21 protein-coding genes and 1 CRISPR repeat array are annotated in these 23726 nt (G+C 40.5%); of the genes, 11 read left to right on the plus strand and 10 right to left on the minus strand.

Going from position 1 to position 23726, the window contains the following annotated elements; genetic code table 11:
- The first annotated feature begins 121 nt into the window (after positions 1-121).
- Positions 122-742: direct repeats of the CRISPR family, unit length 37 nt; unit sequence GTTTCAATCCCTAATAGGGATTAGGTGAAGTTTAAAC.
- 303 nt (positions 743-1045) lie between these two features.
- From IQ244_RS28290 to IQ244_RS28300, 3 genes are all read right to left on the minus strand, one after another.
- Positions 1046-2530, minus strand: a complete 1485-nt coding sequence (locus IQ244_RS28290; protein WP_193900025.1) for a M16 family metallopeptidase — start codon at positions 2528-2530, stop codon at positions 1046-1048.
- A gap of 97 nt (positions 2531-2627) precedes the next feature.
- Positions 2628-4178 (minus strand): M16 family metallopeptidase, encoded by a 1551-nt coding sequence (locus tag IQ244_RS28295; RefSeq protein WP_193900054.1) that lies wholly within the window; start codon positions 4176-4178, stop codon positions 2628-2630.
- A 117-nt stretch (positions 4179-4295) separates the two neighbouring features.
- Positions 4296-4490, minus strand: coding sequence for a hypothetical protein (locus IQ244_RS28300; protein WP_193900026.1), 195 nt, complete (start codon positions 4488-4490; stop codon positions 4296-4298).
- Between the two features lie 329 nt (positions 4491-4819).
- Between IQ244_RS28300 and IQ244_RS28305 the strand changes: the two genes are divergently transcribed.
- The gene (locus IQ244_RS28305; protein WP_193900027.1) at positions 4820-5434 is read left to right on the plus strand and encodes a TetR/AcrR family transcriptional regulator; all 615 of its coding nucleotides are present in this window, start codon (positions 4820-4822) and stop codon (positions 5432-5434) included.
- A 16-nt stretch (positions 5435-5450) separates the two neighbouring features.
- Here IQ244_RS28305 and IQ244_RS28310 read toward each other — a convergent pair whose 3' ends face one another.
- Together IQ244_RS28310 and IQ244_RS28315 are read right to left on the minus strand one after the other, a co-directional pair.
- Positions 5451-5903: a DUF4332 domain-containing protein gene (locus IQ244_RS28310; protein ID WP_193900028.1), complete on the minus strand. Its 453-nt coding sequence runs from the start codon at positions 5901-5903 to the stop codon at positions 5451-5453.
- Between the two features lie 191 nt (positions 5904-6094).
- Positions 6095-6676: a TIGR04376 family protein gene (locus IQ244_RS28315; protein ID WP_193900029.1), complete on the minus strand. Its 582-nt coding sequence runs from the start codon at positions 6674-6676 to the stop codon at positions 6095-6097.
- Between the two features lie 345 nt (positions 6677-7021).
- Between IQ244_RS28315 and IQ244_RS28320 the strand changes: the two genes are divergently transcribed.
- Positions 7022-9466, plus strand: coding sequence for an ATP-binding protein (locus IQ244_RS28320; RefSeq protein WP_193900030.1), 2445 nt, complete (start codon positions 7022-7024; stop codon positions 9464-9466).
- Positions 9463-10752, plus strand: a complete 1290-nt coding sequence (locus tag IQ244_RS28325) for a sensor histidine kinase (protein WP_193900031.1) — start codon at positions 9463-9465, stop codon at positions 10750-10752. The genes IQ244_RS28320 and IQ244_RS28325 overlap by 4 nt, the downstream gene beginning before the upstream one ends.
- Positions 10753-10825: 73 nt before the next feature.
- On the opposite strand, the gene IQ244_RS28330 is transcribed toward IQ244_RS28325, so the two are convergent.
- A complete protein-coding gene (locus tag IQ244_RS28330) occupies positions 10826-11713 on the minus strand; it encodes an alpha/beta fold hydrolase (protein WP_193900032.1) in 888 nt (295 codons plus the stop codon).
- Positions 11714-11822: 109 nt separating this feature from the next.
- Positions 11823-12320 carry a HugZ family protein gene (locus IQ244_RS28335; RefSeq protein ID WP_193900033.1) on the minus strand — a complete coding sequence of 166 codons (498 nt, stop codon included), beginning with the start codon at positions 12318-12320 and terminating at the stop codon, positions 11823-11825.
- A 150-nt stretch (positions 12321-12470) separates the two neighbouring features.
- Between IQ244_RS28335 and IQ244_RS28340 the strand changes: the two genes are divergently transcribed.
- The 4 genes from IQ244_RS28340 to IQ244_RS28355 all read left to right on the plus strand — a co-directional run bounded on the left by IQ244_RS28340 (position 12471) and on the right by IQ244_RS28355 (position 15739).
- Positions 12471-13955, plus strand: a complete 1485-nt coding sequence (locus IQ244_RS28340; protein WP_193900034.1) for a CIA30 family protein — start codon at positions 12471-12473, stop codon at positions 13953-13955.
- A gap of 172 nt (positions 13956-14127) precedes the next feature.
- Positions 14128-14475 carry a hypothetical protein gene (locus tag IQ244_RS28345; protein ID WP_193900035.1) on the plus strand — a complete coding sequence of 116 codons (348 nt, stop codon included), beginning with the start codon at positions 14128-14130 and terminating at the stop codon, positions 14473-14475.
- Between the two features lie 5 nt (positions 14476-14480).
- The gene (locus tag IQ244_RS28350; RefSeq protein WP_193900036.1) at positions 14481-14873 is read left to right on the plus strand and encodes a GFA family protein; all 393 of its coding nucleotides are present in this window, start codon (positions 14481-14483) and stop codon (positions 14871-14873) included.
- Positions 14874-15364: 491 nt separating this feature from the next.
- Positions 15365-15739 carry a hypothetical protein gene (locus tag IQ244_RS28355; RefSeq protein ID WP_193900037.1) on the plus strand — a complete coding sequence of 125 codons (375 nt, stop codon included), beginning with the start codon at positions 15365-15367 and terminating at the stop codon, positions 15737-15739.
- Between the two features lie 221 nt (positions 15740-15960).
- Here IQ244_RS28355 and IQ244_RS28360 read toward each other — a convergent pair whose 3' ends face one another.
- Positions 15961-16749, minus strand: coding sequence for a DUF1868 domain-containing protein (locus IQ244_RS28360; protein ID WP_193900038.1), 789 nt, complete (start codon positions 16747-16749; stop codon positions 15961-15963).
- Positions 16750-16914: 165 nt separating this feature from the next.
- Here IQ244_RS28360 and holA point away from each other — a divergent pair, with 165 nt between their 5' ends.
- On the plus strand, positions 16915-17904 hold the full coding sequence (gene holA / locus IQ244_RS28365; RefSeq protein WP_193900039.1) for a DNA polymerase III subunit delta: 990 nt from the start codon (positions 16915-16917) through the stop codon (positions 17902-17904).
- Positions 17905-18014: 110 nt separating this feature from the next.
- Positions 18015-18482, plus strand: coding sequence for a DUF4168 domain-containing protein (locus IQ244_RS28370; RefSeq protein ID WP_193900040.1), 468 nt, complete (start codon positions 18015-18017; stop codon positions 18480-18482).
- 127 nt (positions 18483-18609) lie between these two features.
- On the opposite strand, the gene mutL is transcribed toward IQ244_RS28370, so the two are convergent.
- Positions 18610-20295: a DNA mismatch repair endonuclease MutL gene (gene mutL / locus IQ244_RS28375; RefSeq protein ID WP_193900041.1), complete on the minus strand. Its 1686-nt coding sequence runs from the start codon at positions 20293-20295 to the stop codon at positions 18610-18612.
- A gap of 147 nt (positions 20296-20442) precedes the next feature.
- Here mutL and IQ244_RS28380 point away from each other — a divergent pair, with 147 nt between their 5' ends.
- Positions 20443-20778, plus strand: coding sequence for a rhodanese-like domain-containing protein (locus IQ244_RS28380; RefSeq protein ID WP_193900042.1), 336 nt, complete (start codon positions 20443-20445; stop codon positions 20776-20778).
- Positions 20779-20816: 38 nt separating this feature from the next.
- Here the strand turns inward: IQ244_RS28380 and IQ244_RS28385 are convergent, their stop codons facing one another.
- Positions 20817-21875, minus strand: coding sequence for an adenosine deaminase (locus tag IQ244_RS28385; protein WP_193900043.1), 1059 nt, complete (start codon positions 21873-21875; stop codon positions 20817-20819).
- 451 nt (positions 21876-22326) lie between these two features.
- On the opposite strand from IQ244_RS28385, the gene IQ244_RS28390 reads away from it, so the two are divergent.
- Positions 22327-23670, plus strand: coding sequence for an adenylosuccinate synthase (locus IQ244_RS28390; protein WP_193900044.1), 1344 nt, complete (start codon positions 22327-22329; stop codon positions 23668-23670).
- The last annotated feature ends 56 nt before the right edge of the window (positions 23671-23726 follow it).

Genomic DNA, 23726 nt, shown 5'->3' on the forward strand with positions numbered 1-23726 from the left:
ATTTTACCCTCTAGCTTTGAGACATCACAGTTACCTATAATGCCCCTTTGGGCGGGTACTGGCATTGACACTCGCCAGGAGTATTTCTGAGATACTCACTCTCGTCGTGCAACCGATAGTCGCACCAATCCCTAATAGGGATTAGGTGAAGTTTAAACCAACTGGGGCGGCGGGAATGCCTCAGTTTTCTGGTGTTTCAATCCCTAATAGGGATTAGGTGAAGTTTAAACCAAAGAATGCGTCCAAGCTTATGGCTTTTTTGAATAAATTTGTTTCAATCCCTAATAGGGATTAGGTGAAGTTTAAACCAAGACACTGAGCTTAGAAAATTAGGTACAACCTATGCCGTTTCAATCCCTAATAGGGATTAGGTGAAGTTTAAACGTTCATCTATGCGCTGTTGTAGTTTGGCTACTTCCGTTTCAATCCCTAATAGGGATTAGGTGAAGTTTAAACGGTATACCCCGCCCAATATGGGAATGCCAGACACGTTTCAATCCCTAATAGGGATTAGGTGAAGTTTAAACATTTAGCTAAGTGTGAAAAATGTGCCTTGATGTGTTTCAATCCCTAATAGGGATTAGGTGAAGTTTAAACTCTGTCAATCCTGAAATATCTACTAGTAACCAAAAGGTTTCAATCCCTAATAGGGATTAGGTGAAGTTTAAACATTAGGAATACTACCAGGAGTTACATAAGTCAAAGGTTTCAATCCCTAATAGGGATTAGGTGAAGTTTAAACTGCGGGAGCCGGAAAGGCAGTCTGTATTTAGTTTTCAAGGTTCGATTTCGCGGATGGGTTGATTTTAACACGAGTAAATGGCAATTGATTTAAGCAAAATAGCTGAAACATAGACTGGATAAGGTGCGCGGATGGTTTTTATGTAATTTTTCTGCAAAAGCTTACAGTGAAAGGAATCTAGCGATTGTTGATCAAGGGAGATTTTGTACACCTACCCATCCGCGCATTTTGAGGGATTTTGTTTGCTAGTTTCCAAGATTCCCGACCTTTTAAAAAGTCGGGAATCTAGATATTATATTGCGATTAATTTTTCGCTTGTGATGGTGAACCAGGAATTGTTACGTCTATGGGTGTTACCTGTTTTGCTAAACCTGTCAATGGCGGTTTAATGGTAGTTTGATTACCGACTACCAGAGTTATCAGGTTTTCTGGTTTGAGATATTGCTTGGCTACTCGTTGTACATCTGCTGCTGTAGTGGCGGCGACGGCTTTTTGATAACGAAACAAAAAGTCTGAGGGGTAGCCATAATATTCATATCGCATTAACCGCGATAAGGTTTGACCAGGGTCTTGAAAGTTGAAAACAAAAGAATTGAGGGTGGATTCTTTAGCAAATGCTAGTTCTTCGGCGGTGACTGGTTGAGCTTGGATGCGTTTAATTTCGGTTTGTAAGGATTTAACAAACTGAACTGTAGCATCAGAACGGGTTTGTCCACCGGCTAAGAACATCCCAGGGTAATCAAAGCGGGGACTCCAGTAACCATATACAGAGTAAGCTAAACCTTGGCGCGATCGCACTTCGTTAAATAATCTTCCACCAAACCCATTTAATACGCTATTCAAGACATCGAGTTGTGCATAGTCTGGGCTGTCGAGTCTACCACCTAAATGCCCAATGAGTACGCTACTTTGAGTTAACTGTGGCTGATTAACAAAAAATACTCCGCCTGTATTGGCTGCGGAGACTTCGGGTAGCTGGGGTTGGTTGATTTTCGGGTTGCGTGACCAATTACCCAATTTAGCTTGGATGAGCGATCGCATTTTTTTACTATCAAAATCTCCCACAATGCCCAAAATCATATTATTGGGGTGAAAGTATTGCTGATAGAACTGAACTAAATCGTCACGGTTAATTTTATCCAATGTGGCATATTCTACAGTCCGCGCATAAGGACTTTCTTTGCCATAAACTAATTTTCTGAATTCTCGACTAGCAATACTATTAGGATCATCATTGCGCCGTGCAATCCCGCCTTTTGCCTGGGTTTTGGCTAAATCCAGCTTATCTTGGGCAAATACTGGTTCGCGTAGCACTTCGGCAAACAGTCCAAATACTGTTTCCAAATTTTCACTCAATGCGTCAAAGCTGGCACTACCTGAACCTTCCCCAATACTAGTTTCTACCGATGCTGCCCGCTGTTCTAATATTTCATTGAGTTCATCGGGTGAATGCTTTTTCGTTCCCCCAGTCCGCATGACTGCACCTGTTAAACCAGCTAACCCGACTTTCTCAGATGCTTCCCAACGGCTACCAGTCCGCACCAAAGCAGAACCACTGATTAACGGCAATTCGTGATCTTCTACTAAATACACAACTAGGCCGTTTTGTAAAACAAAGCGTTCATATTTGGGTAATTTGACCGCAGGTAAAGCGGGTAGTTTTAGCTCTGTGTAATGTTTGGCTGCTGTTGTCGCCGCTAAAGAAAAGTCAAAAGTCAAAAGTAAAAAGGCAAAGGCAAACATGACAACATAAATTAACCTTCTACCATGCAATATTTTAAATTTCATCGACCTCTTACCCTTATATCTGTGCATATCTCTTCTCTTCCTACCCTACGGGAAGCCGCTATCGCGTCTACGCGCCCTATGTGGTTCATTTTCATCCTTATTTCGACAACAACTTACCAATGGTGCGATTTTCGGGTGTAAACGCGGCTTTGGCGACTCGCTGAATATCCGCCGGAGTTACCGCCGCAATTTCATCTAATTGCTTGAACAAGTTTTGCCAATCACCTGTTTTCACTTCATATTCCAGTAATAGCTGTGCCATGCCTGTATTAGAATCAAGGCTGCGTAATAAATCAGCCCTAGCTTGGGTTTTGACGCGCTGTAATTCAACTGCTGTTACTGGTTGAGTTTTGAGGCTATCAATTTCTTGGCGTAAACCTGCGGCTAACTCATCAACCGTGTGGCTGGGAGCCGTCAGCGCATAAAATAGCATTAGGTTGGGATACTTATCGCCGGGAAACCCACTTTGTCCCTGAGCCGTAAGGGCTAATTGTTGTTTTTCTACCAAAGACTTATATAACCTTGATGTGCGTCCCTCACTCAGCAGTCTACTGATAATTTCATAGACAGCGTTATCTGGATGTTTAATTGCCGGACGGTGATAACCTTCTAAATACCAAGGTTGGGAAGCGAGTTCTAAAGTTACTTGGCGTGTTTCGGTTTGCTTGGGTTCTACAGGAATTTGAGATTGGGGTTTTGCTTTGGCTTGGAATCGCCCAAAGTAAATTTGTGCCAGCCGTTTGACTTCGTTGGGGTTAACATCACCGACAATAGCGATCGCTAAATTATTTGGTGCATAGTAAGTATTAAAGAATTTCTGCACATCGGCTGGCGTGAGGTTGCGGATATCTTCGTCATAACCAATTACTGGCCTTCTGTACGGATGAACTTTGTACGCCGCATCGATAAATTTCTCAATCATCAAACCGATAGGTGAGTTTTCTACCCGTAAGCGTCGTTCCTCCAAAATCACATCTTTTTCTTTAAAAAACTCGCGGCTGAGTACAGGCTCAAGAAATCGCTCAGACTCCAGGGACATCCAAAGTTCTAATTTATTGGATGGAAAACTGTAAAAATAACGGGTGGCTTCTGTGGAAGTATTGGCATTTAAGCCTACGCCTCCCGCTTGTTCGACAATTTGCCCCATCTCGTTTTGCTTAACTAGCTTACGTGCTTGGGCTTCTACTTGCTTAAATTCGGTTTGTAAACGCGCTACTTCGTCTTTTTTCCCATCCGCCTGAGCAGTTCTAATTTGATTATCTAACTGCTCTAAGCGTTCCAGTAGCGGTTTTTCTGCTTTGTAATCTGTGGTACCAATGCGTTGCGTACCTTTAAAAGCTAAATGTTCTAGAAAGTGCGCCACACCTGTTTTTTTGTCTGGCTCATCCACACCACCAACATCAGCGTAGGTCAAAAAAGAAACTACTGGCGCTTGATGGCGTTCTAAAACAATGAACTTCATGCCATTGTCTAGCTGAAACTTCGTCAGTTGTTTAACTACCCGATCTAAATAAGGCTGAATTGAACTTTGATCGGGTGCTTTGCTAGGTTGAACTGTGCGTGGAGGCGGTGGCGCAGTTTGAGTTTGCGCTAAAGCCATTTCTGGTAGAGAACCAGAAACTAAGATGGCGATCGCAAAATATGTCATAAACAGCCGCAACAGTTTTAGCGATCGTTGATTTGACCAATTGAAAACTGTGCTAAGGCTACGGAAATGATTCATAAGCAATAATTTGGTTGAAGTATGAGAGGTGAAGTCTAAATATCATGCTTGATTATTTATGAAAATCTTCAAACCCCACCCCGCCAAAACTACGTTTTGTCTCCCAGCTTGGGGGCTACCGTGTACACACAAGTCAAGAATTTTCGTGTTCAACCACATCCCGCCTAGAACTAAAGTTCCAGGCTCATAGCCAAAGTCCACAAAGGGTGGACTGGAAGACATTTGTGCTTGAGTCATCTGAAGATGACTTGCGCTATGAGACTCGGAATTCATTCCGAGGCGGGACAGATGTACTCAACGAACATTTATTTGTGTGTAAACCGTAGAGTTTGGGGGTGGGGTGCAATGATTGTGGAAATCATAACTAATCAACTGGACTTGATAGAACAATAAATTTCATCTTCATCTTTGACACTTCAGACTTGTGTTGTCAAATTTCCCTACCTGAGAAACAGGCGACTAATTGGGCAGGGCGTTAATCTTGTATTAAGCTTTCCGCGCTTTTTGTACTCGACGTTAGAGAATAATGCTACCAGTCGTGTTCGGGAAATCACACCGTAACTGTTATGCGAGTTTTTAATTCTCCCCCCCCCTCAGAAGCACAAACACGTACCCGCATTTTACAAGCGGCTAGAAGGCTGTTTGCGTCTCAAGGATTTGATGGCACTACCACCCGTGACTTAGCGCAAACCGCTGGAGTTGCGGAAGGTACCCTATTTCGGCATTTTCCTAATAAAAAAGCGATTTTGGTGGAGGTAGCAACGAGTGGCTGGGTGGAGATTTTAACAGATTTACTGACGGAATTGAGCGAAATGGGCAGCTATAAGGCTGTTGCTCAAGTGATGCGCCGCCGAATGTGGAATTTCCAGAAAAACGCTGATTTAATGCGGGTGTGTTTTATGGAGGTGCAGTTTCATCCTGATTTGCGCGATCGCATTCAAATAGAAGTCATCAATAAAATGACTGATGTCGCCGAAGCATTCTTTCAAACAGCAATGGATAAAGGTATCTATCGCCAAACCGATGCTAAACTTGTGGCGAAAGTGTTTTTGGGAATGTTTGCGATCGCTGGTTTTTCTAACAACACTCTCATGGAACCCGACGCTTCTCCTCAAGAAATGCAAAAAATGGCCGAAGGACTCGCTGATATTTTTCTCAATGGAGTACTGGTAAAAGAGTAAAGCCGAGGTGCTGCACTCAGTACTCAGCAATCAGCACTGTCTTAGCTTGCTGATTCCATTGCTGGACTAACTCAATTGATGGACACAAATCTCGTCGTTGCAAAGTTGCGACTTGCAAACGCATAATTTGTCGGTGCAATCTGTGGCTAGGAGTTTCGGCTAATTGGGCGACGGAAGCGATACCTGCATGAAGTAACAAACCACAATATTGTGTGCCGACACTAGGAATTCGAGATAAATCAGCTAAAGCTAACCATTTGTTTACATACTGAAGATGAACTTGTAATTTACTAGCCAGCGCTACCCTCGCTTCCAAAGTTTTACCTTGTTTAAATAGACTCCGGGTAGTTTTAATTCCGCAAACTTGCAGTTGCGATTGTTCCTCTTGACTCAATCCTGGTAATTGTTCAATCGGCCAGTCACCAGATTGAATCCGAATTCGGCTTTTATCCATAGGTTTAGCAGACATTTTTGAAAAATAAAATATAGATTTACTCTAACTATTGTGACTTTAAGAGAGGATGTAGAAGTCAGCCGTGGGTATGTTTAAGGTGTTGGGCTAATTTACCGTAACATCACAAGGTGCGTTAGGCGCTGAAGTAATTTTGTTCGTGAAACCAGATAAAAATATGCCGCCTAACACACCCTACTGGACTATACTCATTTTTTCCCTAAATTCCGCTTCATGGCTTCTAATTCGTCTTCTGTTTCCCAGCGGCGAAACTTTTCTTCTAAGTCATCAAAACTACGAGAAGAATTCTGAGGTGGATTCGACCAACCATTGGTTTCTATGCGTTGTTGCTGGGCTTGAGCCTGAGCGCGTACTGATTGTGCTTGTGCGGCTTTTGATTGAACTTCCTGTCGCCGCACTTGAATTTTCCCCAATAGTTCTTGAGATTGGTTGAGGCGTTCTTTCAAGCCTTGCATGTGTCCCCATTTCTGGTTTCCTTCCCGCAGTAATGCTGCTTCTCGTTCTTGGGCGGCGGCGACTAAATCTTGTCTACCACCATCTTTGGCTTTTTGTACCCGAATGTGCCAACGCTGAATTTCTTGGGCGGTGGAGAGAATGTCGTCTTGCGATCGCTTTTCTTGGACTTGTAAATCTGCTATCAACTTTAAAGTATCTTCTTCTTGCTGACGTAGTTGCTCTAACAGCGCCTCTAACTCCAAATGTGGATTATTCCGCAAGAATTCTTCTAAACGATTTTCTAAAAACCGACTCAAATCATCAAATAAGCCCACTGCCAGAACTCCAGGGTTGGGTGTGACTATTTTATTGTAGTAATTATCAACGCGGACGAGAATCGGTCTTTGAGATGGTAAGTTTTATCAGTAAATAGTCGTGATGAACTGCATACCCTAAAAAAATGGCAGCAGGCAGGAGAGAGAACAATTTTAAACTCAATATTATTTCCTTGAATCTGAATGTCATAAATTACACATACTTTTTTAGAATTATCTTGCCTCTAGCCATTTTTAAAGCCATTCAGATATTTTGTTGAAAGTCAGATAAAGCTGTGATTCTCAATGATTGATTGGGCAATTTAATAATAGCTTTCTAGTGATTATTAATACATTTTTTAATATATGAAGCTTTGGAGAAGATCTGAATCTAGTCCAAGAGAATGTGATATTAATAACAGCTACTCACGCAATTTACTGCTGAGGTTTGTTGTTGGTGGCACGACAATTGCTGTCAGTGTTGCAGCTTATTGCACCTATCTAGCAGCCCGCAACCTGGCATTAGCCGATTTGCAACAAGGTGTGTTTCAACAGGTGCAAAGAGGAGTTGATGAAATTGAAGAGTGGTTACACGTCCGTAAGGTAGAAGTACAAACCCTGGCAAATACTGCAACGGTACGCACTTTAGATTGGTCTGTAGCAGATCCATATTTACAGGCAGAAGTCAAGCGGATCAATGAATTTTTCTTTTTTCAAATAGTTAGCCTGGATGGTTCGTTTTCTAATACTCAGGTTGGTAGGTCAACAAAGAATATTAAGGATCGAGACTTCTTTCAAAAAGCACTAGCAGGACAAAGCAACATTTCCGATCCCTTTATCAGCCGTTCTACAGGAATTCCCTTAATTGCGATCGCCACGCCCATCTATGGCAATTCTCAGAGTAATGGTTCACCAATTGGTGTTTTCCACGGCAATGTGAAAGTTGATCGCATTAATAAGGTTGTCAACTCCCTACGCTACGGCAATAACAGCTATGCTTTCGCCCTTAATTCTCAAGGACAGGCGATCATTCATCCAAACGAAGCCTTAATGTCAACTGTAGAAAAACCTGCGCCCAGCCTGCTAAAAATTCCAGATCGCAATTTAAATGCGATCGCCCAGCAGATGGTCAACAAACAACAGGGAATTCAGTTACTGGAAATTGACGGTACTAAAAAATATGTTGCCTATATTCCCTTGCAAGAAGCGAATTGGTCTTTAGCTTTGGTAATTCCCCGCGAAAATATTGAATCTCGTTTGCAATTCCTCGATTTAATTGCCCTGATTGTCGCAGGACTAACAGTCACTATGATTACTGTCTTGTGGCGAGTGCAAGCATTTGAACAGACGCAATTAAAAAAATCTCAAACGGCTGCTGAGACAGCAAACCACGCTAAAAGCGAATTTTTAGCCAACATGAGTCATGAACTGCGAACACCCTTGAATGGCATTTTGGGTTGCGCGCAAATTTTGCTGCGTTCCAAAGGTTTACCAGAAAAAGAGCAATATCACGTCAACATTATTGAACAATGTGGTTCTCATTTGTTGACCTTAATTAATGACATCTTAGATCTCTCGAAAATCGAAGCCAGGAAACTGGAACTACATCCCCATGATGTGCATTTTCCGTCTTTTATGCAGGGAATTGCCGAAATTGCTCAAATTCGGGCTGAACAAAAGGGTATTTTCTTTGTTTATGAAAGTGCAAATGATCTACCCACAGCAGTTCATGTCGATGTCAAAAGGTTACGTCAGGTATTGTTAAATCTGTTGGGAAATGCCATCAAATTTACCGATGAAGGTCAAGTCACTTTTAAAATTACAGCGATCGCACAACTTGACTCTCATGGACAAACACAAAAATACTCCATCCACTGTTCTATCAAAGATACAGGAATTGGCATAGCACCAGCAGAACTGAGTAAGATTTTCTTACCATTTGAGCAAGTAGGTGAAAAAAAGCGTCAAACCGAAGGTACAGGGTTGGGTTTAGCTATCACTCGCCAGTTAGTACAGATGATGGGTAGTGATATCCATGTTAAAAGTCAGGTTGGTGAGGGTAGCACTTTCTGGTTTGAGATAGAAATGCCAGCCGCCAGCGAATGGGTACAATCAGCGATGGCTGCATCAACAAAACAAATCCTTGGCTTTGAAGATAGTCCGCGCACAATTTTGATGGTGGACGATCGCTGGGAAAATCGCACAGTCATTACAAACTTGTTACAACCACTAGGCTTTAACGTAGTTGAAGCTAACAATGGTCAGGAAGGGTTAGCAAAAGCGATCGCTATCAAACCAGATTTGGTGATTACAGACCTACTTATGCCAGAAATGGATGGGTTTGAATTGATTCACAGCCTGCGTTGCACTCCAGAAATTCAAGATGTCAAAATTATTGTTTCTTCTGCTAGTGTTTTTGAAGCTGACCAAAATCGTAGTCTCCAAGCAGGCGGTAACGACTTTCTCAGCAAACCTGTACAAGTAGATGAATTACTCAATCAATTAGAAAAGCATCTAAATTTGACATGGATTTATCAGCAGCCGCAGTCTGAGAGACAAGTAACCAAGAATTTAGCTACATTTAATATTCCATCAGATTCCTTAATTCCTCCTCCTCCCGAAGTATTGCAAGAACTCATTACATTAGCGAAGAAAGGTAACTTCAATGCCATCCTCAAGTGGGCTGATCAACTGGAGGCTTCAGAACCGAATTTTGCTAACTTTGCTAACCAACTGAGACAACTAGCAAGACAATTTGATGAAGATATCCTTATCAGTTTTTTGAATCAAAATGAGGTAGAAACAAAATGACAGCAACAATATCAGAGCAAACATATATTTGCGATCGCCACCCGCGAGGAATTGTTTTAGTTGTTGATGATAACCCTGCCAATTTACAAGTTTTATCCAGCTTTTTAGATGAGTCTAACTTTGAAGTTTGGGCAGTTCGCAGTGGTGAGAAAGCCCTTCAGAAATTAAACAACGACAATTTACCCGATTTAATCTTGCTTGATGTGATGATGCCGGGTATGGATGGATTTGAAACCTGTCAACATCTTAAAAACGATCCTCGTTCTGAAGATATTCCCGTCATTTTTATGACTGCATTATCCGAAACTGCGGATAAAGTCAAAGGATTACGCTTAGGTGCTGTAGACTACATTACCAAACCTTTTCAGCAAGAAGAAGTATTAGTGCGAATTGAACATCATTTGCAGCTAAGAAATTTGACCAAAACTTTAATTGCTCAAAACACCGAACTCCAAAAAACTCAAACCCAACTTATCCAAGCCGAAAAAGTAGCAACGTTAGGTCAACTAGCAGCCGGAATCGCCCATGAGGTAAACAATCCCATCAATTTTATCGCTGGCAATTTAAATTTTCTAGAACAGTATGTTCAAGAGATAATAAGTTTAATTGAACTATATCAAAAGCATCTATCCGAACCACCTAACGAAATTAAAACAGCAATTAAAAAAATTAATTTAAGTTTTTTGTTGGATGATATATCTAAAATTATTCAATCGATGCAACTGGGGACTAATCGCGTTACAGAAATTGTCTCATCGTTAAATAAGTTTTCTCGACATAGTGAGGCAGGTAAAAAACTAGCTAACCTACAAGAAGGTATAGAAACCACACTTTTAATTCTAGGTCATCGACTTAAAGCTAATGCTCATCGTGATACTATTCAAATAATTAAAGAATATGGAGATTTACCACTGGTTGAGTGTTATCCAGGTGAAATTAATCAAGTCTTTATGAATTTGATTTGTAATGCGATTGATGCTATTGAAGAATCACAAAAAAATCAAAAATTCCAGGATACAATCAAAAATCCTGGTGTGATTCGCATTACCACCGAGGTCAGGGGAGACAAAGTAGTTCTCAAAGTTGCTGATAATGGTTTAGGCATTAATGAAGCAGAACAAACCAAAATTTTCGATGCTTTTTATACAACTAAACCCATTGGTAAAGGAACAGGTTTAGGTCTATCAATTGCTTACCAAATTGTGGTTAACAATCATCATGGCAAATTATATTACCAATCAAAGTTAGGTGAAGGTCTAGAATTTATGATTGAACTACCTATCTGATTATTGTGTTCGGTGAAAGGCTGATAATTTAAGAGTGCAGGGGAGAAAATTTTTAGGGACTGTTGAACTCAGGCTAATTTAAGTGCTGCTGTAATAGACCAATAATTACTTCGGGTAATTCTAGATTAGGCAGTATTCCAGCATCTGCGATCGCATAAAATTTTTCTACAACATCAGAATTTAAATTTGCCAATCTCCGCCCTAATTTAATATTAGTAAATTGCGCTTTTTCGCCCCAAAAAAATACACTCGGAATTGTTAACTGTTGAATATATAAACTCAAATCAAAATACAAATCACCCCGCAAAAATGCCAAAGCAGCAAACTTAGCATTAGGTTGTTGTGCTGAGGTTAAATAAGCTGATACCATTTCTGCTGAAACACGTTCTGGTTTAGCAAAAAGAAAACTTTGTAAAAAATTCCCCACCGCTAATTCATTTTCCGCACCCAAGGTATAAATTAAACTATCTACCAACGGCGTATTAATTACTGAAAGTGGTAATCTACGTCCAGCACCTTGACCAAAATCATCAAAGCCAGAAGGACACACTAAATATAATGATTGAAATAATTGCGGCTGACTAATAGCTAAACGAATAGTCAAAGCAGCTGTAAGAGAAGATGCTATAACTTTGACAGGCTGATGACAAGTTTGAGTAATAAATTCGGCAAGTGTAGTTAGATAATCTTTAATTTGATAATCGCGTACCGGGTGTGCAGAATCGCCCCAACCAATTAAATCAGGTGCTAAAATGCGATATTTCGCCGCAAAAGCTGGGTACACCTTCGACCATTCATAAGCGGAAGCCCCACCCCCAAAATTATGCAGAAATAGTAGTGGGGTTAAATCTTCATTATCAGCATTCAACCAAGGTGCAGATGTTTGAGTATAATACACCATCGCGCCCAAGGAAGTATGAATCACTTTATGCCCAAAGCCAGGAGGTTGAAACTGAAGCATAAAAAGTATGAAGTATGAAATATAAAGTATGAAGTGTGAAGTGTGAAGTATGAAATAAATCGAATAAAAGAGTTAAAGCTTTTGATTTACTACTCCCCACTCCCTTTATTTAGCGATTATCTCTAGTAATATGAGTTAGCTGATTTAAGTTATCACCACTAATTTTATAAGCATTACCAAAACCCAGAATAAAACGGCCTGTAATCGGAGTAAGCTGAAAAATCCGAAAGTCACCTAAACCTTTTAAGACTTCAATCATTTCCCCAAAGCGTTCTTGAAGTTGGTCAACAGTTTTATTCCAAGTGTCTGTATCCCGTTCTATTAACGTAGCAGTACAATCAAAACTTAAACGACGACGAGCAAAAATGTTATTACTTTTTGCTTCATCTTCAATAAATAAAATACTCAACCGAGGATTAGCATAAATATTTTGTGTGTGGATTGCCAAGTCACTGATATAAATATAAATACTTTTGGCTTCATCAATCACAAAAGGTGCATAACTACTATTCGGTACACCATCCTGACTGACTGTGCTAATAATGACACTCTGAAACTCTTGCAGAAAACTTGCGTATTCAGCTTGAGCTTGTTCTAGTTGGCTCATAAGTAAGTTTTTGTATGATTAATTACATTTAACTGAGCATTTTAGCGTTTTTGGGCGATCGCCAAAACACCAATTTATTGTACCTACTTCCTCATATTTGAGAACAAAACCGATATCATGTAACAAACAACAAGTAATGAGGACGCAATTGTGAGTGACAAAAATCGTTCTCAATGGGACTTAGGCAGGTTTATCAAAACCTTGTCTTACTTTGAGGTTATTCCCTTTCTCAACTGCATACAAAAACTCATCCAAGGTCGTCCCCAAGAAACAACATCTAGACCTAATGGAGACAAAAATGTGGGTGTAATACTAGTAGCTGGTGCAACAGGTGGTCTTGGTAAACGAGTCGTAGGGCGACTTGTAAAACGAGGTTATCAAGTAAGAGGTCTGGTGCGTGATATTGAAAAAGCACGGTCAATTCTGGGTAACGATGTTGACTTAGTAGTTGCAGATATTACCAAACCTGAAACTTTAAATACTTTAGTCATGGCTAATATTCAAGCCGTGATTTGTTGTACAGCCGTGCGTGTCCAACCAGTGGAAGGAGACACAGCTAATAGAGAAAAATATTATCAAGGCATTAAATTTTACCAACCGGAAATTGTTGGCGACACTCCCGAAAATGTCGAATATCAAGGTGTGAAAAACTTAGTCGCAGCAGCCGTAAAATATCTCCCCGCAGCCAACGAAAAACTTATATTCGATTTTACCCATCCCTCAGCCGAATTAAAAAATATCTGGGGTGCGCTAGATGATGTCGTCATGGGTGGTGTGAGTTCCAGTAATATTCAATTAACAGAAAATACCGCTGTGTTTGCTGGTAATGTTTCCACCGCCAACTCAGGAGGATTTGCTTCAGTTAGAACTAAAAATTTCGACCCACCATTTAATTTATCTGGTTACGCAGGTGTAGAATTACGCGTTAAAGGTGATGGTCAACGTTATAAAATCTTCCTCCGTCCCGATGCAACATGGGATGGTTTAGGTTACAGCTATTCTTTCGATACAGTCGCTAATACTTGGATCAATATTCGTATTCCTTTTGCTGAATTAACCCCTGTATTTCGAGCTAAAACTGTTAAAGATGCTCCACCATTAGATGCTAGTGGAATAAGCTCATTTCAACTGATGTTGAGCAAATTTGAATATGATGGTGCATTAAATCCCAAATTTACACCTGGTGGTTTTAGTTTACAGATAGAATCTATCAAGGCATATAACGGCAAAACTATATCCCAATTTGTGCTTGTCAGTTCCGCAGGTGTTACCCGTCCCGGTAGACCAGGAATTAATTTAGATGAAGAACCACCCGCAGTGAGATTAAATGATCAATTGGGTGGTATTTTAACCTGGAAGCTAAAAGGCGAGGATAGTTTAAGAACTAGTAGTATTCCTTACACAATTATTAGACCTTGCGCTTTAACGGAAGAACCTGGTGGACAGGAAGTAATCTTTGAACAAGGTGATAATATTCGCGGCAAAATCAGCCGAGAGGATGTGGCAGAAATTTGTGTACAAACGTTAGAACAAAGTAAAGTGCATAATGTTACTTTTGAAGTCAAAGCAACAGAAAATAAAGTGAACTCTCTCAATTGGGAAGCACTATTTTCTGGTTTACAACCTGATAAATAAATAAACTCTATTCACATCTTGCGTTTATACGAACAAAACCCGCCTGCGCGGGTGCCAAACTCTATACAGAGTATTTTGGGTAAATGAGGCACAAGCGTAAAACCCAAAATTATGTAGAGACGTTATATTTAACGTCTCTATGCTCTTTCTTTGCGTTTTTGCAATTCGGAAAATGAAAAGACTTCAAGCATTAGGAATAGCAGTTGCTTTAGTCATCATAATCTGGGCTGGGTTATTTTCTCGCACCGCGTCATCACAGCAAACCGAATCTCGCCTGAATAATTTGCAAGCTGATTTTAATCGGATGGAGTCGCGGTTAAATCAAATAGAATCTCAACTCGGAAACACCCGCCAGTCTCCTAACTCCAGAACAACGATTACCGTACCACAGTCAAGCAGAAGAAATTTGTCACAGTCAGAACGTGATAAAATGTTTGACCGATTGGCAACTTTAGTGGTTGAATTAAAACAACAAGTTAACACTTTAGAGCAACGCATTGCTAAGTTAGAATCTCGTTAATTAACATGGCAATTAATATTTCAGAACCAATGATATATGAAGGCGGTTGTCATTGTGGTGCGGTAAGGTTTCGAGTTGTAGTTAAGCAAAACAAAGTTGATGATTGTAATTGTTCTATTTGCCGAAAGAAAGGCTTTTTACACTTAATCGTCCCCCAAGAACAATTTACATTATTACAAGGCGAAAACGAGTTAACAACTTACAAATTTAATACAGGAGTTGCTCAACATAAATTCTGTAGCATTTGTGGAATACATTCTTTTTATATACCCCGCAGCCATCCTGATTGTATCGATGTAAATGTGCGCTGCTTAGATGGCGATGTCATGGCAAATTTTGAAGTTGTACCTTTTGATGGGATGAATTGGGAAGCTAATATCCACAAGTTGATTAATTAATATTTTTGCAAATAAGTAATTATATTGGTGTTCATCATCTAAATGCGCTTCCTAAATAATGCGGAGAAAGAAGAAAAATTGAGTAGAAAATCAATATCTACCTAGTTGTTTCAAAAAGTAAACAAAATCGGTTTACCTACCTGAATTTTTGCAGGTTGGGGTTATAGCTTTTCACAAAATATTTATACCTGCTATATTATTTATGTAGGTTCTACACCAGATACAGATAGTTTATCTGGTATTTATCGTTTTTTGAAGAAAAAACACAATATATATATTTTTGTAGAGCAATTGCTAAAGAAATATGAGGAAAATTCAACCACAGGTAATGGAGATTATATAAAGGTTGTACGAGGAGTGAATAGATGTCTCATTAGCCTGTTTTACAAGCTGATATACCTGAATAATGGGAATCTCTTCAATTAAGCAAGCATAGAAAGATTATTCAGTTTATATCAGTTATTAACCCTTGAGAATTAGGGAAAATTTCTATGAATCAACCATATCTATCTCCCGATGATTTACCTTCTCATAAAACAACACTAATTAGTGAATTATTACTTAGTCAACTAGAAGAGACAGTCAAACAACGCTTTTTTTCTACTTGCGATCGCTCTGTTCGCCTTTTACTCTCTGGTTGTCATTGGTATTTCAAAGTCAATAGCGGTATTCTCATATTAATCATGGTTTGCCATGATATCGAAAGCTATCAGAACATTATGATGACTGTTCCCCATTTAGCAGACAAGTTAAAGAAGTTTGCTAACCAAGCCAAAATTAGTATTAGTTCTCCTGTGAACCAAGGTGTTCCTTGGGTAATTAGTGTCAATGATATCTTTTTTGGAGAAGAATCATCTGAGCGTTAATCTATAGAAGGGAAAAGGTGACAGGGGACAGTGAACAGTGAAGAGGGAACAGGGGACAGGGTTACTTCGTTAGGATGATGTTGATTAGTCAAATCTTTGTAACTACTGGATTTATACTCAGCACTTAGCACTTTGAAATGAGTACTGATGTAAATGGGGAGATAAAGAAAATTAATCTTTGTCCCCCCATCCCTTTTTAGCCTAATTTGCTAGGTACAAACTTAAAAATCTAAACTCGGCCAGTCTGGTTCACGGTAATAATGTGTCATATCATCAAATTTCCGCAACTCAACACGGTGAACAAGAAATTCGGGAGAATCTTCTAGCCACTGTTGATTCAAATCAGCAAGCAAATCACTGAGTTTGTTGCGGTCTAAATCTGAGGAAATATCACCGAAATAGCCTAATGTAATGTGGGCTGTTAGGTGATAATGCTGTTCAATCCCTAATGCAATCAACTTGGGATTTTGATAAATTTTGCGACGAAATTGAATTATTTGTTCATAGCAACTTTCATTTTTGGGTACTAAACAAACCCCCAAAGCTCTTGGCATCACAACCAATCCCAACATTTGCCAGTAAATTGGGTTAGTTCCCGATGTTATGGATTGTTGATATTGTTGAAAGATTTCCGCACAGCAAGAGCGTAATTCTTCCTCAAATTGAGGATTTTTTTCACAAGCATCAAGATAAGCATGATCCCAAATCAAGTCCGCCAAAGTTAAATGAAAACTGGCAGGTGGTAAAGGGACAAGCAAATTATGGTTTACAGGTAACTGTAAAATTTGCTGTTGGTAAGTTGCTAATTTTTCATAGAAAGCAGAGTTTTCAGGTGCGTCATCTGCTGTGGGAGTAATAAGTGTATAACCAGGAAATGCTGCTGCTTGTCTGGTTCCAGAATGGGGCTGGAATTTAGAAGACTCCTGGATATGCTGAACTTGTGACTTGTATGCTTCTGGTAGCGTCATTCTCACTACCCGGTTCAGGTAAGTTTGATAGTTGTCGTCCAATCTTTAATAGCCTCACGTTCTTCCTTGATAGATTTTAGGGAAAATTATCCAATTGTGACTGAGTTGACTTAAAAAGTATTTAACATTTTGGAAGGGGAGTGGGGAAAAGTCTGAAGTCTGAATATTTCACCGTTGTTAGTCACTGAGATGTTATGAGGTTGATATATGCCAGTCTTTGTTTACTGGGGTGAAGATGACTTTGCTATAGAAAAAGCAGTTAATTTGTTGCGCGATCGCATTTTAGATCCCCTGTGGACAGATTTTAACTATTCTTATTTTGCGCCTGATCAACCTGATACAGCGATCGCCGCGTTAAATCAAGTGATGACTCCGGCTTTTGGCGCTGGTGGACGTTTGGTTTGGCTGATGAATACAAATCTCTGCCAACAATGTCCTGATAACGTTTTGGCAGAATTGACGCGCACTTTACCAGTAATTCCCGAAAATTCCTTTTTATTGCTTACTAGCCGCAGTAAACCCGATGAACGGCTGAAATCTACAAAATTGCTAAAACAATCCGCCACGGAGTTTCGGGAATTTTCTCTCATTCCCCCTTGGAAAACCGAATTAATTATCCAAGCTGTGCAGCAAGCAGCCCAAACTGTCGGAGTGCAACTCACAGCAAAAACGGCTGAACTATTAGCCGAATCTGTTGGTAATGATACAAGGCTGCTGTACAACGAGTTAGAGAAATTGCGGCTGTATCATTTAGAGAGCAAAAAGCCTTTAGATGTAGATACTGTTAGCAAATTAGTCAGGAATACTACGCAAAATAGTTTACAATTAGCAGCAGCAATTAGAACAGGAGATACAGGCAAAGCTTTAACTGTGTTGACTGACTTGCTAAATGTGGCTGAACCAGGATTGCGGATAGTGGCAACATTAATTGGTCAATTTCGCACTTGGTTGTGGGTCAAAATTGTTACAGATAGCGGTGAGCGTAACCCACAAGCGATCGCTCAAGCCGCCGATGTGAGCAACCCTAAACGTATCTACTTTTTACAACAAGAAGTCAAATTTCTGTCTGTGCAGCAACTAATTTCCTGTTTACCACTACTCTTGGAGTTAGAAGTCAGCCTTAAGCAAGGATCTGGCGAAATATCTACACTCCAAACAAAAGTAATTGAACTTTGTCAAATATGTAAAGGCAACTGAAAATACATATAAAATTTCGGTACACTGAAATTTCGTTGGAACTTCTCACTCCAAAAATAATTCACAATCAATAACGCACCCCTAAGATTGAGTCCTGTGTCACAGACATTATGAACAAAGTTGCTAATTTGTTTTTCCGAGATACTCTGAAAAATTTATTACCGAGAAATTTATTTTTTGGCGTTATGGCTAGTGCTAGTTTGTTAGCCGGCACTTTAACATTTACAGCCAAAGCTGATGCTCAAACTCCAGATGTGAACAATAATGAAATTGTCAGCTATGCCCAAGCGGTTTTAGCAATGGAACCATCGCGTCAACAAGCCTTTGGAGAAATTAAAAAATTAATTGGTGGCGGAGAAATTCCCCAGATTGTTTGTAACGACCCTAAAAGTATTAACAATTTACCACGCAAAGCCAGAGATATTGCTGTTAACTACTGTAATCGCTCTCAAAAAATAGTTGAAGAAAATGGCTTAAGCATTGAACGGTTCAATAAGATTACAGTTGAAATTCAAAATGACAATAACTTAAAAAGGCAGATTTATAATACATTGATTCGCCTGCAAAAAAAATCCTAAGTCAAGCAATTTCGGATTGTCAGACAGTTATTTTATAACCTTTTGCTCAATCTATCTATCAGAATGATTTTTCAAATTGATATTAGATCAATTTGAAATTTGCCTTTTACCTTTTGCTTTTTAACTTTCATATTCCGTGGTTTTTGCCAATTACCCAATGCCTGCGGAAAAATCGGGCTAAGGATGATTCTTCTAGTGATAAATAAATCGGTCTGCCGTGGGGACAGGTGCGAGGGTTACGAGTGCGTTGCCATTGGTCTAACAGGGTTTGCATTTCTTGTAGGTTAAGTGGTGTGCCGTTACGAATCGCACTACGGCAAGCAACAGCAACTTGAGCCGCTTGTAAATCTCCTCCCCAACTGAGTTCTAAAATCGCTTCTGCACAGTCTTCTCGTTGCTGTAACTGGGCGGGTATATTACGCACTGCCCAAAGTTGTTCACCAAAGGTTTCTATTTCTAAACCAATGCGTTGTAGTTGAGAAACTTGTGCTGGTGATAATTGATAAAGAATAATTGACGGTTCTACAGGTACGAGTTGCCAATTATCACAGATTTGTTCATACAATACTCGCTCGTGGGCAATATGCTGTTCTACTAGCCACATCCCACCAGAATGTTCAGCCACAATATAAGTATTGCTAACTTGGGCGACAGCTTTTAATGAGTGCTGAGTGTTTTCAGGTTTGGGATGAAAGTTATAGCCGCCTTTTGCTTCTGCGGCTTTGAGTAATTTACTCACTCTGGTTGTGTGGACAGCTTCTTTAAAATGAGCAGTATCAATGCGGAGTGCTTGGTCAATCGCTTGAGTAATTTGCTCTTGCCAATAGTTTAATTCATTGAGATATATTTCAGTTTTTGCCGGATTGCGATTCCAGTTGATTTGGTCGGGAGAAATTTCTAGATGTAATAAACAAATGGGATAGCGATCGCGTGGTAATGTCCGATGAAACGCTGATAAAATCGTCTGCTCAATTTCTGGTGATTTTACCATCCTGCCATTAATCGCTATTCTGATCCAGTCTGGGCGATGGCGATGACAACGGTCTGGTAATCCGACTACTAAATTAAGTGCTGAGTGCTGAGTGCTGTTAGCGGTAGCGGGGCGTTCAGCCCGTGCTAGGTGGGGAAGTTGGAGTTTTAGTTCTTGCAAATCACCTTGGCGGACTTGCGGTAAAATTTGCGGCAGTAGTTGTCCTGTGGTGGCGGCGGGGGAAATTGTGAACCATAGACGGTCATTTTGCCAAAGTTGCCATGTAACTTGCGGATGACACAGGGCAATTTGATGAATCGTCGCTTGTACAGCTTTAATTTGCTGCGTTGCACTGGGTAAACCTTGGCGGCGAGATAGGCAATTACCAAACAGATTAGAGACTGTGACTACTGTACCAGGTGCGATCGCCGTTGCTTCTACTTTTAACGCCTTGCCATCATCACCATAAACAACCCGCCATCCTAAATTACCATCGGCTGGACGACTCAAAATTTCTAACTCTGCCAAAGTCGTCAAGCTGTGCAAAGCTTCACCCCGAAATCCCAAGCTGTGAATTTTCCATAAATCATCACTAGAGCGAATTTTACTAGTGCTATGGGCTGTGGCAGCTTGTTGCAAGTCTTCTAGGTTCATCCCATAACCATTGTCAGCAACGCGGATACGCCACTGTTGCGGCCAGAGGTAAATGACAATTCTGGTTGCACCTGCATCTAGAGAATTTTCTGCCAATTCCCTCACTACAGATGCCAAGGAGTCAATCACCTCGCCAGCCGTAATGAGATATACAACTTCTGTGGGTAAAGCTTGAATAGTAGATGCCATAAATTACAGTTTAGGGCAGCAAGCAACTCTTGAATAGAATGAGTATTTTTCTCTGTCCAAAGATAAATTTGGATTAATTATAAAGAAACCTCAATTAAAAGACGATTGTTGATAGATTGCTTGTGAGGTTAAAAGCGGAAAATGCTCATGAGTAGTAACTTAGCCACAGATGCTCACGAATTGAAGTCTCGTTTGGAATGGGGTCAACCAGCTTTTACAATTATTGATGTGCGCGATCGCCACAGTTATAATTACGCACATATTTCTGGGGCAATTCAAATCCCCGTCGATAGCCTAGAAAGCCGCGCTAAATTCTCTCTGCATCAAGAACGCCATATCTATGTGTATGGCGAAAATGACCAACAAACAACCAAAGCAGTAGAAATATTACGTGGTGCTGGATTTACCGAGGTAGCGGAAATTAAAGGTGGTTTCATCGCCTGGAAAATAGTCGGCGGTGCGATCGAGGGTCTTACTGTGTAACAGGAACAGAGATTAGGGAGTAGGGAATATTTTAACCCCTAACCCCTTCTCTCTAAATCTTTCATTGCCATCACTTTCGGCGCTTCTGGCTGTAGCAAACCATTTAATAGCGAAGCCGGACGGTGGCTATAAGGCCAAGCAAAAGCATGGCGAAAAGCAGCATCCTGACAAGCTTGTAGCTGGGAAAAGCTAATAATGTCGTAAGTCAAGAGATTTTCGTATTCAAATGGCAAACGGACATTATGTAACCCAGCATTGTCAGTACAAATGGCAATATCTACCCCAGCCTCAAAACAACGGTCAAAGACTAATTTGAGTTGGCGGATATCTTGTAAAGTGCCTGTTTTGATGTATGTTGTTGGGCAAACCTCCAAACACTGCCCGCGTCTAGCGATATCTGGCAATAATTCTGGATATAACAAAGGAATTTGGATACCGTGACCAATCCGCTTGAGATAAGGTAACAGTTCTGGGTAACAACCAGCGGTGGTTTCGTAAAGATGTCCGGTGGTATTAATGCCTTGCGATCGCGCATAATCATACAGACTAATCCATTCTTCCAGGCGATCGGCATAGTAGCTATCACCCCCTGCAACATCTATTGCACATACATACTGTCTGTTCTGCACCGCCAAATCAATAATTGCCTTATTTACCTCGAATGGTAGGCGCGTGTGCATACACAAAATTTGGCTAGTCACAATTGGGCATTCTTGGATATGACTGGCTTTACCAACTACGTCCACAATTTCTGCCATTTTGTCAATTCTTTGCGATTGACTCAGATGTTCTGGTGTTCGTAGGTATGGGGTATAGCGCAGTTCAAGATAAGCCAAATTTTCAAATATATAAGCACCCCGTACTAAGCGATAAATAAAGTAAGGCAAAGTCTCTACAGTTTGCACACTTTCTACTAAAGTATGCAATTCTAAATATTCATCTAAAGTGTTGCGGGGTTTGGTATAAAAATCTTCAAATTCTCCATAGTTAGCAAAGCGAGAACTTAATTCTGTAGAATGCCGTTCAAAATATCTCCATAAAACACGCGGTACAACCGAACCGCCCAAATGCCTATGTAATTCAGCGTGTAAAGCCATAGTAGTTTATTTTAGAAAATTTCAATAATATTAACAAAAACATTAAAAAGAAAAATCTATACCGAGAGTAAGATTCTGTAAAGCTACGGTTAATTAATAAAATTCAAGATTTTCTAACTAGCATTTACATAACTTCTGAAGATTTAATTAGTATTAATTGAGACTTTGAAAGTATTTTTACTGTTAAACAAGTATAAACAATAGGTTTTTTTGTACTTGTTTATTGAGAAGAAAAACTATAGCGGTATCCACGCGAATAAAATACAGAATTGACGGCAAAATTAATACACTAAGAGACTTTCAACTCTGTTCCCTGTTCCCTATTCCCTTTCCCCTGCTAGAAAATATAAAACGCCACAAAAATATCAGTTTGCACCGATTTCCTTGACATAATTTGCAGTATATGTATAGAATAGCAATTTGTGGAAACTTTACCTCATAATATAAACGCTTGGCTAACGTCATTGTCATAGGTGCTCAGTGGGGCGACGAAGGGAAAGGCAAAATCACTGACTTACTCAGCCGCTCCGCAGATGTAGTGGTACGTTACCAAGGGGGTGTCAATGCTGGGCATACAATTGTAGTCCAGAAACAAACTTTTAAACTCCACCTGATTCCCTCTGGTATTTTGTATCCAGATACCGAGTGCATCATTGGCTGTGGGACAGTCATTGATCCACAGGTTTTGATTGCAGAACTCGACCAACTAGAAACACTGAATATTTCCACTGCCAAACTGTTGATCTCTGAGACAGCCCACGTCACGATGCCTTACCATCGGTTAATTGACAAAGCATCAGAAGAACGGCGGGGAACCCATAAAATCGGCACTACAGGTCGAGGAATTGGCCCAACTTATGCTGATAAATCAGAGCGTACAGGCATCAGAGTTTTAGATTTGATGGACTCAGAAGGCCTGCGCGACCAATTAGAGTGGACAATCAATTATAAAAACGTCCTTTTAGAAAAGCTTTACAACCTACCGCCCTTAGACCCCAAGCAAGTAATTGACGAATACTTGGTCTATGCCGATCGCTTGCGTCCTTACGTGATTGATACATCGTTGAAAATATACGATGCCATTTTACGGCGACGCAACATTTTATTTGAAGGAGCGCAAGGTACACTCCTAGACTTAGATCATGGGACTTATCCCTATGTTACCTCCTCTAACCCCGTAGCTGGTGGGGCTTGCGTTGGGACAGGGCTAGGGCCGACAATGATAGATCGGGTAATTGGCGTATCTAAAGCCTATACAACCCGTGTGGGAGAAGGGCCTTTTCCCACAGAGTTGAGTGGAGACTTAGGAGAGCATCTGTGCGATCGCGGTGCGGAATTTGGGACAACCACTGGACGTAAACGGCGCTGCGGTTGGTTTGATGCGGTAATTGGTCGCTATGCCGTCCGCATCAACGGTATGGACTGTATGGCAATTACCAAACTTGATGTTCTCGACGAATTAGAGGAAATTCAAGTTTGTGTCGCCTATGACATAGATGGTGAACGTTGCGAACACTTCCCCACTAGTTCCCGTCAGTTTGCTCGTTGTCGCCCCATCTACAAAACCTTACCAGGATGGCAGCAGTCTACAAGTGACTGTCGTACCCTCGAAGACTTGCCACAGCAAGCCCTCGACTACCTCAAATACTTAGCCGAATTAATGGAAGTGCCGATTGCGATCGTCTCTTTAGGCGCAAGCCGCGATCAAACCATAATTGTAGAAGACCCCATTCACGGCCCCAAACGTGCATTACTGCACGCAGACGGCACACCCGCCTCCTTGCTGAGTGCATAGTATTTAGTCAATAGTCCATTGACCATTGACCATCGACCATCGACCATTGACAAAGG

Source organism: Nostoc sp. LEGE 06077, assembly GCF_015207705.1.
In the GTDB taxonomy this organism is placed as follows: Bacteria; Cyanobacteriota; Cyanobacteriia; order Cyanobacteriales; family Nostocaceae; genus Nostoc_B.

What these genes read in the sequence shown, in the direction of transcription:
- IQ244_RS28290 (WP_193900025.1), bottom strand. Translation starts at nt 2,530, where the DNA reads ATGAAATTTAAAATATTGCATGGTAGAAGGTTAATTTATGTTGTCATG.
- IQ244_RS28295 (WP_193900054.1), bottom strand. Translation starts at nt 4,178, where the DNA reads ATGACATATTTTGCGATCGCCATCTTAGTTTCTGGTTCTCTACCAGAA.
- IQ244_RS28300 (WP_193900026.1), bottom strand. Translation starts at nt 4,490, where the DNA reads ATGACTCAAGCACAAATGTCTTCCAGTCCACCCTTTGTGGACTTTGGC.
- IQ244_RS28305 (WP_193900027.1), top strand. Translation starts at nt 4,820, where the DNA reads ATGCGAGTTTTTAATTCTCCCCCCCCCTCAGAAGCACAAACACGTACC.
- IQ244_RS28310 (WP_193900028.1), bottom strand. Translation starts at nt 5,903, where the DNA reads ATGTCTGCTAAACCTATGGATAAAAGCCGAATTCGGATTCAATCTGGT.
- IQ244_RS28320 (WP_193900030.1), top strand. Translation starts at nt 7,022, where the DNA reads ATGAAGCTTTGGAGAAGATCTGAATCTAGTCCAAGAGAATGTGATATT.
- IQ244_RS28325 (WP_193900031.1), top strand. Translation starts at nt 9,463, where the DNA reads ATGACAGCAACAATATCAGAGCAAACATATATTTGCGATCGCCACCCG.
- IQ244_RS28330 (WP_193900032.1), bottom strand. Translation starts at nt 11,713, where the DNA reads ATGCTTCAGTTTCAACCTCCTGGCTTTGGGCATAAAGTGATTCATACT.
- IQ244_RS28335 (WP_193900033.1), bottom strand. Translation starts at nt 12,320, where the DNA reads ATGAGCCAACTAGAACAAGCTCAAGCTGAATACGCAAGTTTTCTGCAA.
- IQ244_RS28345 (WP_193900035.1), top strand. Translation starts at nt 14,128, where the DNA reads ATGAAAAGACTTCAAGCATTAGGAATAGCAGTTGCTTTAGTCATCATA.
- IQ244_RS28350 (WP_193900036.1), top strand. Translation starts at nt 14,481, where the DNA reads ATGGCAATTAATATTTCAGAACCAATGATATATGAAGGCGGTTGTCAT.
- IQ244_RS28355 (WP_193900037.1), top strand. Translation starts at nt 15,365, where the DNA reads ATGAATCAACCATATCTATCTCCCGATGATTTACCTTCTCATAAAACA.
- holA (WP_193900039.1), top strand. Translation starts at nt 16,915, where the DNA reads ATGCCAGTCTTTGTTTACTGGGGTGAAGATGACTTTGCTATAGAAAAA.
- IQ244_RS28370 (WP_193900040.1), top strand. Translation starts at nt 18,015, where the DNA reads ATGAACAAAGTTGCTAATTTGTTTTTCCGAGATACTCTGAAAAATTTA.
- mutL (WP_193900041.1), bottom strand. Translation starts at nt 20,295, where the DNA reads ATGGCATCTACTATTCAAGCTTTACCCACAGAAGTTGTATATCTCATT.
- IQ244_RS28380 (WP_193900042.1), top strand. Translation starts at nt 20,443, where the DNA reads ATGAGTAGTAACTTAGCCACAGATGCTCACGAATTGAAGTCTCGTTTG.
- IQ244_RS28385 (WP_193900043.1), bottom strand. Translation starts at nt 21,875, where the DNA reads ATGGCTTTACACGCTGAATTACATAGGCATTTGGGCGGTTCGGTTGTA.